Raw genomic sequence first — 12,166 nt, forward strand, 5'->3', positions numbered from 1 at the left:
TGGGTGACATAACTATATATTATGTCACCCACTATTTTAACATCACTTTCATTATATCAGCCTTGCTTTTTTTATGAAACCTTTTTTATCAATTTCAAATGGCCTCTACTTGCTTATTCAGTCCTACTTTTTTAACATAATAGTATCCTTCTACTTCTATATTACTTTCAGTTAATATTTTTCTAGCTAATTCAAACTCATTTATATCCACTTTTAATGAAAGACCACAACCAGCACTTATTTCTCTTGGCATAGGTATTATTTTCACTTTTAATTCACATAAGATTAGTTTTTTCTCTGCCCTTATAGCACTATGTGTTGAATTAAACACAACTAAATTAAATAATTCCTCCATAATAACTATCCCCTATGGTTTAATAATATTGTTTGCAGCACTCATTTTTTCAACAATGCTGTACATATTTGTTACTCCTCCAACAGCTAAATCTTCTGTTAATCCATAGTAATTTAGACATGTACCACAAGTTAAAATCTCTACTCCTGCTGCTTCTAACTTCTTTAAATCTTCTATTGCCGGAGATTCTTTAGTAGAAAGTTTTGCTCCTCCATTATAAAAAATGATAGTAGCAGGTAGTTTTTCTATCTCTGTTAAAGCGTAGATAAAACCTTTAATTAAAACTTCACCTAGTTCATCATTTCCTTCACCCATCTTGTCAGAGGAAATTACAACTACTGTATTTTTCTTAGAAATATCTAAGTCTTCACTTCTATTATCGTCATCATTTTCATTAGAACCTAATCCTTTTATAATTTCCACTTCATAATGATCCTTACTTATAATTTTAGAACTATACTGGTATCCTAATTCTTTAGCCATCTTTTCTAAATTTTCTTTAGCAATTTCATTATCTACAATAACTAAAATAGTTCCATCTTTTTCAATAGATTTTATAGCATTCTTAGTCTTTATAACTGGTATAGGGCAAATCTCACCTTTAAAATCCATTTTCATCATATCTTTTCCACCTATTTCCTTCCTCATTTACTATTGAGCATTATACACTACTATTCCAAAATCTTCTCTTTCTACTACCTCACCTACAATATGAGATTTTATCTCAAGTTCATTTAATTCTTTTAACAAGTTTTCTGACTCTCTCTCATCCACACTTATTAAAAGTCCTCCTGAGGTTTGTGGGTCAAACAATATCTCTTCCAAGGCAAATTCTATATTCTCTAGTTTAATCTTGTCCATTAGATGCTTTCTGTTTTTCTGTGCTGCTCCTGTTAATAAAAACTCTTTTGCATAATCATAAGCTTCTTTTATATATGGAACTTTATTTATATCAACTTTAATTGTATACTCATCTTTAATCATCTCATTCAAGTGTCCTAGAAATCCAAAACCTGTAACATCTGTACAAGCATTCACCTTATATATTTTCATTTTCTCTGCTGCATATTTGTTCAATGTTTCCATTGATCTTATCGCTTTTTTGTATGCTTCTTCGCTTGCTTCTCCTACCCTCTTAGCTGTAGTTATTATCCCTACTCCTAGTGGTTTTGTAATTATTATTTTATCACCTATTTTGCAGTTGTTGTTAGAAAGAATTTTACTTGGATGAACTATTCCTGTAACAGAAACACCATACTTAGGTTCAATATCATTTATGGAATGTCCTCCGCATACTATACCCCCTGCTTCTTGAACCTTTTCTGCCCCACCTCTTAATATTTCACCTAGTATCTCCGAATCCATTTTTTCTGGAAAACAAACAATATTAAGAGCTGTTTTCACCTCTCCTCCCATAGCATATATATCACTAAGAGCATTTGTGGCTGCTATTTTCCCAAAGGTATATGGATCTTCAACTATAGGTGTAAAAAAATCTAAGGTTTGTATTATTGCTATATCTTCCGTTAACTTGTATACTGCTCCATCATCTGAACTATCAAATCCTACTAGTAAATTTTCATCAAATTTATTTGGAATCTTTTCTAGTACACTCTTTAAAAAATCAGGTCCTAATTTTGCGCTGCATCCACCACCGCAGCTAAACTTTTTAGACTCGTCTTTATTCATGTCTGCTACCATATATTAAATGCTGTATTACAGCATGTTTTTACCTTTCTTATTGTTTATTTAATTTCATTTTTTCACTATAAACATTATACTTATAGTACGATTATACTTTATAATATACATATTGTTCAAATCACTATTACATAAAAAGAGGTATAAATTTATGATTTATTTTGATAATGCGGCTACCAGCTTTCCAAAGCCTCCCACAGTTGCTCTTGCTGTTTATAATGCTATAAATAACCTTGGAAGTCCTTCTCGTGGCTCACATTCTTTATCTTTAGAAGCCTCTAGAGTTGTATTCACTGCTAGAGAAAAGATTTCAAAGCTCTTTAATTTAAATAATCCTTTAAATGTAGCCTTTACTTCAAACGCTACAGAAAGCTTAAATATTGCTATTAATGGCTCCTTCAATTCAGGTGATCATATAATTACAACAGTAATGGAGCATAATTCTATTCTTAGACCTGTTTACGCACTTAAAAATAAAGGTATTGAAGTTTCTATTATAAACTGTGATGAAAAAGGCTTGTTAAACTACGATGAAATTAAGAATGAAATCAAATTCAATACTAAGGCAATTATCTGCACTCACGGATCAAACTTAACAGGTAATTTAAATGATATAAATAAAATCGGTGAAATTTGTAAAGCACATAAATTATTATTCATATTAGACGCTTCTCAAACTGCTGGAATATTCGATATTGATATGCCATCATCCAACATTGATATACTCTGTTTCACTGGACATAAATCACTTTATGGCCCTCAAGGTACTGGAGGAATTTGCATAAAAGACAATATACACATACGACCTTTTAAAACTGGTGGCAGCGGAAGCATTTCTTATTCTGAAACCCACCCAACTAATATGCCTGATATACTTGAGGCCGGAACTGTTAATAGCCACAGCATCGCTGGACTTTTAGCTGGGATTGAATTTATTGAACATACTGGTATGAAAAATATAAGAGACCATGAACTAAACCTTATGTGGCAATTTTATAATGGTATAAAAAATGTCCCTAAGATTAAAATTTACGGTGACTTTCATACAAGCCTAAAAGCACCTATTGTTTCTTTAAATTTAGGCAACTATGACTCTGCTACTATAAGTGAAGAATTGTGTAACACTTATAACATTGCTACTAGAGCTGGTGCCCATTGTGTACCATTAATGCATAAAGCCTTAGGTACAAAGAAACAAGGTGCTATTCGGTTTAGTTTTTCTTATTTTAACAGTTCTGAAGAAATAGATTTCGCCATTAATGCCTTAAATAAATTAGCAAACTCATAATAAACTACTTATTGGATCATCCAATAAGTAGTTTATTATGTTAAGCCACTTCTTCTGTTACATTAATCTTGAAACTTTTATCCACTGTATCTTTTGGCAATATAATATTTAGTAATATTGCTACTATAGCTGAAATTGCTACTCCTGATCCTGAAAACAGCATCTTAAGTAATGCTGGGAAGTGTTGAGTTGCATCTGGTACTAAGCTAAATCCAAGTCCTAGCCCAATTGAAACTGCAAGTATAGTACCATTTCTACCTACTAAAGGTTCTTCTGTAATCTGATTAATTCCGCCTACTATCATCATGCTAAACATTACAACAGCCGCTCCTCCTAAAACACTTGCAGGCATTATTGCCATTATTGCTCCTACTTTAGGGAATAAACCAGCAATTAGAAGAAATCCCGCTCCTGTTGCTATAGCAAATCTATTAACAATTTTTGTCATAGTAACTAATCCTACATTTTGTCCATAAGAAGTATTTGGTAAAACATTAAATATTGCTGCAATGAAACTTCCTACTCCGTCTGCAATAACTGCTCCTGATACTTCTTTATCAGTAGCTGTTCTTCCTAATCCTCCTGAAGTTATACCACAAGTATCACCTACAGTCTCAACAGTTGTAATGAGGAACATTACCATCATAGATATAATAGCATCTACATGAAATTCTATACCAAATTGTAAAGGCATAGGTATTGCAATCCATCTAGCATTTGCAACAGCTTCAAAATTAACTTTTCCCATTGGAATAGCAATCATATATCCGATTATAAGAGCTATAAGTACAGCTGACATACTCGTAATTCCTTTTGTAAAATGCTTTAAAAGTAATACAATTACTAAAACGGTAGCACCTAATAATAGGTTTTGAGGAGATCCAAAATCTTTAGCCCCAGCTCCACCTGCAAAATATTTCATTCCTGTAGCAACTAATGATAATCCTATTGTTAACATAACTATTCCTGTAACTAGTGGTGGAAAATACTTTCTAATGTGTTTTAAAAATGCTCCCATAAATATTTCAAAAATTCCTCCAACTAATGTTGCACCTAATACTCCGGGCAATCCATATTTAGTTGCTATTGCAATACATACAGGTAAAAAACCAAAACTTGTACCCATTACGATAGGAAGTCTAGCTCCTACTGGGCCTATAGGATAGCATTGAATTAGTGATACCAATCCTGCTACAAACATTGCACATTGAATTAAAAATGCTCTTTGATCAACTGGTAAATTTAATGTATTGGAAATTATTATAATAGGTGCTACATTTCCTACGAACATTGCAAGAACATGTTGCATACCCAAGGTTATAGATGTTCCTAAAGGTGGTCTTCCATCTAATTGATAAACTAATGAATTTTTGTCTTTTTTCATTATCGATTCCTCCTAAAATAAATATTATGTATAAAATGATTTGCTCATTATTTCCAACTCTTTTGTAATCTCATTTATATTATAACAGATTTTCTCAAAAAGTCGAATGTTTTTTTATATTTTATCAAAATCATTTTACCACATGCAGAACATTTTAATTTATATATACTCTAACGTATGTATAAATTATTATTCTTCTATGCTAAAGCAACTGCTTTAATCATCATATACTAATTTAAATTAGTAGCTTTCACTAAAAATAAAAAAACTGAGCCAATGACTCAGTTATCAATTCGAACTCTAATTTAGTTTATATACGCTAAATCCTAAACTTATTATATAACTACATATTCCAAAAATTCTTAAACCAGATAGATTAAATCCCTTACTTAGATAAGGAATATACCCTCTATAACCCCTGCTTTCTATACTCTCTTTTATATCTTTCCACCGCTTCATAGTGTTTAGAAATAAAAGTCCTGCCATTTTCCCTGTGTTTATTATTCTATGATTTATTCCTTGAAATCCCCCTCTAGATTTCATAGACTTATAGAGTATATAATACTCGTCATATATTACTATAAGAAATCTTTCCATAGTTTTAGCTATATCACACATATCTTTTAACCATGAATTTTTAGATAATATAAATAATATATCATCAATTGGTGTTGTAAGTGCTAAAAAGGATAAACAAAACCCTGATGATAATCCTCTAAGAAATACTATTAGGATATATTTAATTCCATAATCAAAAACTAAAGTTAGAGATGAAAATGATGTAAATGCCGCTACTGCTAATATATATTTTGTTACTACCTTCTTATTATTTTCACAAATAACATGTAAGATTAAAAATGCTAATATGTTTACAATGATAGGAAATGTAGTATTACAAAATCCTATTATTATAATAGGTATAATGCTTATCATTAATTTTTCTACAGGATGATAATGAGATATTTTATTCAGTTTTGCTAGGGATATTATTAATTTTACCATTACTCTTCTTTCCCATATAAAACCCTATAAATCCAGAACCTATTGCAGCCTGTAGAGTAAAGAGTAGGCTTTCCACTTCACCTGAAGGTGGTTCCCATATAGCATTATACCATGGCTTATAATCTTCATTTTGCATACTAATTACTTCCTCTATTTGTCCATCAGCCCCTTCAAATTCTCCTCCACTTAAAGAACCAATAAGCATGGATATACTCACTAAGACTACACAAAGCGTAATTAATAAAATGTTTTTCCTCTTCATTTTACTATACCTCCCTCAAATCTTTGAGTTCTTGAGATGAATATTTCTCTACAAATTCAAATATTATAATCGTGATAATTCCTTCTACTATAGCTAATGGAATTTGAGTTATTGCAAATATAGAAACAAATTTTATAAAAGCATGTAATACTCCACCTGTAGTACTTGGAAAAGCTAATGCTAATTGTATTGATGTGACTAAATATGTAGCTAAATCTCCAAGCATACCGGCTAAGAATACAGCTAATTTCTTATTTTTATTTTTAAATCCTATAAAAACTAAATAAGAAACTATTGGCCCTACTATTCCCATAGAAAATACATTGGCACCTAGTGTGGTTATCCCTCCATGAGCTAGAAATATAGCTTGAAATAGAAGAACTACTACCGATACTACACTCATAATAAAGGGTCCAAATATTATAGCTCCAAGTCCTGTTCCTGTAGGATGTGAAGTACTTCCAGTAACTGATGGTAGCTTCATTGCAGATAGTACAAAACAATAGGCAGCAACTAATCCTAATAACATCTTTAAATCCTTCTTACTTTCTGTCTTCTTTCTTATTTGATTTATTCCTTTCATTACAAAAGGAGCTGCTAGTAGAAAGTATGTCCCACTCCAAACTGTAGGTAAAAAACCTTCTGCTATATGCATTGCATATGCCTTAGTGCTCATACTAAATATTAATGAAATACACATAATAAAAAACCACTTATTCCTCATGCAACTTCCCCCAATTTATAATGAAATTACCCTTAATTCTATAACTCTATTACTAAATCAGATTTAAGAACTCTAGCAATTTTTCATTATTTTTTCTATCCTTTATAGCAAATCTCACATAATATTCATTTAAACCTTTAAAATTATGGCACCTTCTTATAGCTATTTCATTTTCCATAGATAAACTATATAGTCTATGACAATCTATATCTTTCAGCTTACATAATATAAAATTACTATAAGTTGTATACACCTTTTCTATTAAACTTATCCTATTTAAATTATTTATCATGAAGCTTCTCTCTTCTTCAATCCACTCTAAAGACTTCTCTATATATTTAAAATCTTTTAACACATATTTAGCTGCAATTTCTGCAAAAGAATTTATATTCCATGGATTTTGCTTTCTACTTATTTCTTTTATTAAAATTTTATCCTTGCATACACCATAGCCCATTCTTATACCTGGCATAGCATAAAACTTAGTAAGTGCTTTTATTATAAAAATACAGCTATAATTTAAAAAGTCTATAAAACTAAAGCCATTCTTTCCTGTAAATTCAATAAAAGCTTCATCTATAATAATCTTTTTATTATTTTCTTCACAATAATCTAGTACCTTTTTAAACTTTTCTTTATTAATAACTCCCCCATTAGGGTTATTAGGATTTCCTATAATAAGTGCCTCTATATTTTGCATCTTAAAAAAGATCTTTTCATAATCATAATCCATATCATCATTTAATTCACAATACTCTACTTTTACATTCCATTTCAATGCACTTTTTTCGTACTCTATAAAAGATGGAGTTAGTATACATATACTCTTAAAACAACTTACTACTAAATCTATAACTTCTGCAGCTCCATTTCCAAGGACTATGTTATCTTCATCTATATCTAATCTTGATTGTTGTTTTAAAGTACTACTAAAATATTCTATACTAAATTTTAAATAATCTAATATATCTCTTCTAAGTATCCTATACTTAACATCTGGATATTTCTCTACTGACTCTAATGCTTCTACTATATGCTCTTTAAAACTTTCCGGCACTCCTAATGGGTTTATATTTGAACTAAAGTCTATAATCTCTCTTCCTTTGAAAATACCATCTGTATAGATATCTCCACCATGTTCCATTTCATCACCTTCTTGTTATATATTCTGCTGTATATTTAATTTCTATATAAAATTTACAATAGCATAGATCATAATCATCAATATTTCAGATGAATACATTAGTTTAACTGAATCATTTATGTGTTCAAAGTTTAGCTCCTTATTTTTATCTCCAATAGTAGGTTTATCTACTCTCTCCCCAAAATAGATATTACTACCCCCTAATTGAACTCCCATAGCTCCTGCTGCTGCCCCTTCTGGATAAGCACAGTTAGGACTTTTGTGATTTTTTCTATCTCTTATCATTATCCTAAAGCTTTCCACTAAATTTCCTTTCACTACAAAAGAGGTTAAACACATTAAAACACCTGTTATTCTTGCAGGTATAAAATTAAATATATCATCTGTCTTTGCTGGGAAAAAGCCAATATATCTATACTTTTCATTCATATAACCAAGCATAGAATCCATTGTATTTATTCCCTTGTACATCACTGCAAGAGGTGCTCCACCGAGGATAGCATAAATAAGTGGTGCTATAACTCCATCTGAAGTGTTTTCAGCTACAGTTTCCACATCTGCTCTTATTATTTCCTTTTCATTTAAACCTGAAGTCTCTCTCCCTACTATATAGGAGAGTTTTACTCTAGCATCCTGCAAATCTTTATTTTTTAAAGCATAGTAAACCTTCTTACCCTCTATCTTTAAAGACTTAGCAGCTATGGTTGTCCATATTATAAATATATTTAATGTATGCTGTAGCCATGGTATTCCTCTAGCTAGCCAAAGTAGAGCAAAAGGAATAAAAAAACTTAAAAAAGCTACAATTACAACAATAAATCCTCCAAAAAATCTTAGTTCTTCATTCGTCTTACAAAATTTTCTTCCTCTTCTATCAAGGTAAGATATAAGTTTTCCTATGTAGATAACAGGATGTGGAAACCATCTTGGATCTCCTAATATCCAATCAATTATAACTGCAATAATTATGTCCAAATTTTTCACCTCTAATCTAATTCCTCCTACATATACTACACCTTATAACCCCTTGGAGTAATCATCTTACCTTCTTTAATATAGGTATGACTATTTCCTACTATAACTATAGAGAACATATCAACTATACTGTCATCAAAATTCTCTAATGTAAATAAAGTAGTTACTTCTCCATCTCTTAATGCATTTTTAACTACAGCAACTGGTGTGTCTGCTTTTCTATATTTTTTTATAGTCTCTATGGATTCCTTTAGATAATGAGGTCTACCCTTACTTTTAGGATTATAAAGTGATATTACAAAATCTGCTGAAGCTGCTGCTTCTACTCTTTTCTTTATAGTTTCATAAGGTGTCATCAAATCACTTAAACTTATGTTACAGTTGTCATGCATAAGAGGTGCTCCTACTATAGACGCTGCTGCTGAAGAAGCTGTAACTCCCGGAATAACTTCTAGATTACTTATATCCTCTTTATCTGCCAGTTCTAGTATAAGTCCTGCCATTCCGTATATACCACTATCTCCTGTACTTATAACAGAGACTATATTATCCTTACTAAGCTTTAGAGCCTCTTTGCAACGCTCTTCTTCTCCCATCATTCCATTAGAGTATATGATTTTATCCTCTACTAGTTCTTTTATCATGTCTATATATTTTACATATCCAACAATAACTTCACTCTCATCAATGGCTTTACGAGCCTTCATTGTCATATGTTCAATGCCACCAGGTCCAATTCCTATAACATATAATTTCCCCATCTATTTCTCCCTCTCAAAATGAATTTTATCTATTTCATATATGTACTCTATAAGCTTATCTATATCGCTGAACTTAGTATCACTGTTACTACTATCTTTTCTTTTTACAACAAAAACTAGTATTCCTTCATTAATAGCAGCTATGATTTTTTCCTCCGTACCTCCAGCAATACCGCTGTCTTTAAGTATTAAAGCCACTGCCCTACATTCCTTTATAAAAGCTGTGTTAAGTTCTAAGCCTACTGGCCCCTTTATTGCAATTATATCCTCAACTTTAACTCCAGAATTTAAACACTTTTCTATAGATTCTACTGTGGGAAGAACCCTGTGTACTATTCTATTTGGAATTTTAAGATTTATAAATTTATCTACATTTTTGCTTCCAGTGGTGTTTAATATAGTACCATTTATACCATATTTAATTAATATTTCTTTTAAATCCTCTAGGTTTTCAATAAGCTCTACATTTTTATATTTTAAATATTCTTTAATAACAGAAGGTCTTTCATATCTTATATAATGTATATTTCTCTCCTTACAAATCTTTTTTGTATTCTCTGTTATCTCTGTAGCATAAGGGTGAGAAGCATCAATTAGAGTTGTAACCCTATACGTAGTTAGTTTTTTTTCTAATTCCGCCTTTGTAAGTGGAGAACTATTTATATATTTGTATTTATAATCCTTTAATAGCTCCTCGCCATAGGAAGTTGCAGTGGTTACAAAGAGATCATCTGTAAATCTATTTAATTTTCTGAGAATTTCCTTTCCTTCACTTGTACCTAGTATAAGTCCTATCATAGCTATTCTCCTTCACCTATACAAAGTGTCATTCCATCACAGGCTATTTTATCTACAATAATCTTTGCTCCACATAAATCCACTGTAGGTTCACACACTGCTCTAATTCCTAAAGTTTTTTCTACAAAATCACTACCTATAAATTTATCCTGCACCCTTCTTATTTCATCTAGGGCCCAAGTCTTAATTGGCCATCCATATGTATTAGATAGATTCAGTATAGCTTCTTCATTACTTTTAACTTCTACAGTAGTTATAAGTCTTACAGCAGAAATGTCTATATTGTATTCATCTAAGCCTTTTTTGACGTAGTTTAACATTTTTTCTGAGCTATAATTCTTTCTACAGCCAACTCCTAGTACTATATTTTTCTTAATTAACTTCAATGCCTTTATATCTTTAGGTAAATCATCAACTTTAGGATGATTCTTTTTATTGGTTATATATACAAGGCCTTTAAAATCCTCATTATTTTTTGTTAACTTTACATAGCCTGAAGGAAGATAATTAGAATCTTCATCACTAAAGAATGCTACTTTTTCTCCTCTGACTAGTAAAGCTGAAATATCCTTTGCTTTAACTAGATCTTCTATTTTAGAATTATTTTTTATAGCAATAATATCTGGAGCTTCTATCCCCAAGGTATCTGTAGCAGTAGTAATTACAGGTTGTGCCTCTAGTATACTACTAACCTTTAAAGTAAGTTCATTGGCCCCACCTAAGTGACCACTTAGTAGTGAGATTACAAACTTTCCCTCATTATCTATTACTAATACTGCAGGATCCTTATCCTTAGTTGTAATATATGGTGCTATAGTTCTTATAGCAATACCTGTTGCACCCACAAATATTATGCCTTCATATTCACTCATTAGCTTTTTTCCTAAGGTTTTTATATTAAAACTTGAATCCTCGTCTTTAAAATAATGGTGTATTTCTATGTACTCCTTTAGTTTTTTAATTATCATTTCACCTTGTGGTGTAAAAGTTACTCCTGCAATCCTCATTTTTCTCCCTGCCTAAACATATGAGTAAAACTTTTATCATATAGAAGACTTTTATCATAATCACACTCAATAAAATCTCCTACTAATATTTGTGCAAGCTTAGTTATATTTGCTTCCTTTACTTTCTCTGAAATATCATCTAAGGTGCCAATAATTATTCTCTCATCTTCCCAAGTGGCCTTTTCTACTACAGCTATAGGTACATTTCTACCATAACCCTTCTTTAATTTTGCAACTACCTTATCTATCATACCTATTGATAAAAATATTGCCATGGAAGCATTACATCTTGCTAAGATTTCTAAGTCCTGCTCTTTAGGTACTGGAGTTCTTCCTTCAATTCTTGTAAGTATAACTGTTTGACTTACAGAAGGTAACGTAAACTCCTTCTTTATAGCAGCTGCAGCCCCAGTAAATGAACTTACCCCCGGTATAACCTCATAGCTGATATTATGTATTTCTAATTCATCCATCTGCTCTTTTATGGCACCATATATAGATGGGTCTCCAGTATGAAGTCTTACCACTGACTTTCCTTCTTCTTCTGATTTTTTCATAACCTCTACAACTTCTTCTAAGGTCATAGAGGCTGAATTATGAATCTCTACACCTTCTTTGCAAAAGTCTAGATGTTTATTGCTAACTAAGGAACCTGCATATATAACTACATCTGCTTGTTCTAATATTCTTCTACCTTTAACCGTTATTAAATCAACATCCCCTGGACCTGCTCCTACAAAATGAACCATGATTTTCCCTCCTTGT

General features: G+C 31.3%; 14 protein-coding genes. 1 reads left to right on the forward strand and 13 read right to left on the reverse strand.

Features of this window, described 5'->3' with window-relative positions; genetic code table 11:
- Positions 1-94 precede the first annotated feature (94 nt).
- Genes ACX0KU_RS14835 through selD form a run of 3 tightly spaced genes read right to left on the reverse strand, consistent with a single transcriptional unit; the run spans position 95 to position 2,044 of the window.
- Positions 95-355, reverse strand: a complete 261-nt coding sequence (locus ACX0KU_RS14835) for a putative Se/S carrier protein (protein ID WP_472990762.1) — start codon at positions 353-355, stop codon at positions 95-97.
- Between the two features lie 12 nt (positions 356-367).
- Positions 368-1,003, reverse strand: coding sequence for a sulfurtransferase-like selenium metabolism protein YedF (gene yedF, locus ACX0KU_RS14840; RefSeq protein ID WP_472990763.1), 636 nt, complete (start codon positions 1,001-1,003; stop codon positions 368-370).
- 3 nt (positions 1,004-1,006) lie between these two features.
- The gene (gene selD / locus ACX0KU_RS14845) at positions 1,007-2,044 is read right to left on the reverse strand and encodes a selenide, water dikinase SelD (RefSeq protein ID WP_472992472.1); all 1,038 of its coding nucleotides are present in this window, start codon (positions 2,042-2,044) and stop codon (positions 1,007-1,009) included.
- A gap of 163 nt (positions 2,045-2,207) precedes the next feature.
- Between selD and ACX0KU_RS14850 the strand changes: the two genes are divergently transcribed.
- Positions 2,208-3,344, forward strand: coding sequence for an aminotransferase class V-fold PLP-dependent enzyme (locus tag ACX0KU_RS14850; protein ID WP_472990764.1), 1,137 nt, complete (start codon positions 2,208-2,210; stop codon positions 3,342-3,344).
- 40 nt (positions 3,345-3,384) lie between these two features.
- Here ACX0KU_RS14850 and ACX0KU_RS14855 read toward each other — a convergent pair whose 3' ends face one another.
- The 10 genes from ACX0KU_RS14855 to cobM form a co-directional block, all read right to left on the reverse strand.
- The gene (locus tag ACX0KU_RS14855) at positions 3,385-4,728 is read right to left on the reverse strand and encodes a uracil-xanthine permease family protein (RefSeq protein ID WP_472990765.1); all 1,344 of its coding nucleotides are present in this window, start codon (positions 4,726-4,728) and stop codon (positions 3,385-3,387) included.
- A 300-nt stretch (positions 4,729-5,028) separates the two neighbouring features.
- A complete protein-coding gene (gene cbiQ, locus ACX0KU_RS14860; RefSeq protein WP_472990766.1) occupies positions 5,029-5,730 on the reverse strand; it encodes a cobalt ECF transporter T component CbiQ in 702 nt (233 codons plus the stop codon).
- Positions 5,693-5,992: an energy-coupling factor ABC transporter substrate-binding protein gene (locus ACX0KU_RS14865; RefSeq protein WP_472990767.1), complete on the reverse strand. Its 300-nt coding sequence runs from the start codon at positions 5,990-5,992 to the stop codon at positions 5,693-5,695. Before ACX0KU_RS14865 ends, cbiQ begins: the two co-directional genes overlap by 38 nt.
- 4 nt (positions 5,993-5,996) lie before the next feature.
- Positions 5,997-6,716, reverse strand: a complete 720-nt coding sequence (locus ACX0KU_RS14870; RefSeq protein ID WP_472990768.1) for an energy-coupling factor ABC transporter permease — start codon at positions 6,714-6,716, stop codon at positions 5,997-5,999.
- A 52-nt stretch (positions 6,717-6,768) separates the two neighbouring features.
- Entirely contained in the window at positions 6,769-7,860 is a 1,092-nt protein-coding gene (locus tag ACX0KU_RS14875; protein WP_472990769.1) for a pyridoxal phosphate-dependent aminotransferase, read from the reverse strand.
- Positions 7,861-7,902: 42 nt separating this feature from the next.
- The gene (cbiB, locus tag ACX0KU_RS14880) at positions 7,903-8,835 is read right to left on the reverse strand and encodes an adenosylcobinamide-phosphate synthase CbiB (RefSeq protein WP_472990770.1); all 933 of its coding nucleotides are present in this window, start codon (positions 8,833-8,835) and stop codon (positions 7,903-7,905) included.
- Between the two features lie 35 nt (positions 8,836-8,870).
- On the reverse strand, positions 8,871-9,596 hold the full coding sequence (gene cobJ / locus ACX0KU_RS14885) for a precorrin-3B C(17)-methyltransferase (protein ID WP_472990771.1): 726 nt from the start codon (positions 9,594-9,596) through the stop codon (positions 8,871-8,873).
- Complete coding sequence (locus ACX0KU_RS14890; RefSeq protein WP_472990772.1) at positions 9,597-10,394, reverse strand: cobalt-precorrin-6A reductase; 798 nt, start codon at positions 10,392-10,394, stop codon at positions 9,597-9,599. It lies immediately after the preceding gene.
- A gap of 2 nt (positions 10,395-10,396) precedes the next feature.
- Entirely contained in the window at positions 10,397-11,401 is a 1,005-nt protein-coding gene (gene cbiG / locus ACX0KU_RS14895; protein WP_472990773.1) for a cobalt-precorrin 5A hydrolase, read from the reverse strand.
- Positions 11,398-12,150 carry a precorrin-4 C(11)-methyltransferase gene (gene cobM, locus ACX0KU_RS14900; RefSeq protein WP_472990774.1) on the reverse strand — a complete coding sequence of 251 codons (753 nt, stop codon included), beginning with the start codon at positions 12,148-12,150 and terminating at the stop codon, positions 11,398-11,400. The genes cbiG and cobM overlap by 4 nt, the downstream gene beginning before the upstream one ends.
- Between the last annotated feature and the right edge of the window lie 16 nt (positions 12,151-12,166).

This window comes from Clostridium sp. X (assembly GCF_055755365.1).

Bases quoted from the DNA above. Each gene is read 5' to 3' on its own strand.
- ACX0KU_RS14890 (WP_472990772.1), bottom strand. From the start codon at position 10,394: ATGATAGGACTTATACTAGGTACAAGTGAAGGAAAGGAAATTCTCAGA.
- ACX0KU_RS14865 (WP_472990767.1), bottom strand. From the start codon at position 5,992: ATGAAGAGGAAAAACATTTTATTAATTACGCTTTGTGTAGTCTTAGTG.
- cbiQ (WP_472990766.1), bottom strand. From the start codon at position 5,730: ATGGTAAAATTAATAATATCCCTAGCAAAACTGAATAAAATATCTCAT.
- ACX0KU_RS14875 (WP_472990769.1), bottom strand. From the start codon at position 7,860: ATGGAACATGGTGGAGATATCTATACAGATGGTATTTTCAAAGGAAGA.
- cbiG (WP_472990773.1), bottom strand. From the start codon at position 11,401: ATGAGGATTGCAGGAGTAACTTTTACACCACAAGGTGAAATGATAATT.
- cobM (WP_472990774.1), bottom strand. From the start codon at position 12,150: ATGGTTCATTTTGTAGGAGCAGGTCCAGGGGATGTTGATTTAATAACG.
- ACX0KU_RS14835 (WP_472990762.1), bottom strand. From the start codon at position 355: ATGGAGGAATTATTTAATTTAGTTGTGTTTAATTCAACACATAGTGCT.
- cobJ (WP_472990771.1), bottom strand. From the start codon at position 9,596: ATGGGGAAATTATATGTTATAGGAATTGGACCTGGTGGCATTGAACAT.
- ACX0KU_RS14855 (WP_472990765.1), bottom strand. From the start codon at position 4,728: ATGAAAAAAGACAAAAATTCATTAGTTTATCAATTAGATGGAAGACCA.
- yedF (WP_472990763.1), bottom strand. From the start codon at position 1,003: ATGAGGAAGGAAATAGGTGGAAAAGATATGATGAAAATGGATTTTAAA.
- ACX0KU_RS14870 (WP_472990768.1), bottom strand. From the start codon at position 6,716: ATGAGGAATAAGTGGTTTTTTATTATGTGTATTTCATTAATATTTAGT.
- selD (WP_472992472.1), bottom strand. From the start codon at position 2,044: ATGAATAAAGACGAGTCTAAAAAGTTTAGCTGCGGTGGTGGATGCAGC.
- ACX0KU_RS14850 (WP_472990764.1), top strand. From the start codon at position 2,208: ATGATTTATTTTGATAATGCGGCTACCAGCTTTCCAAAGCCTCCCACA.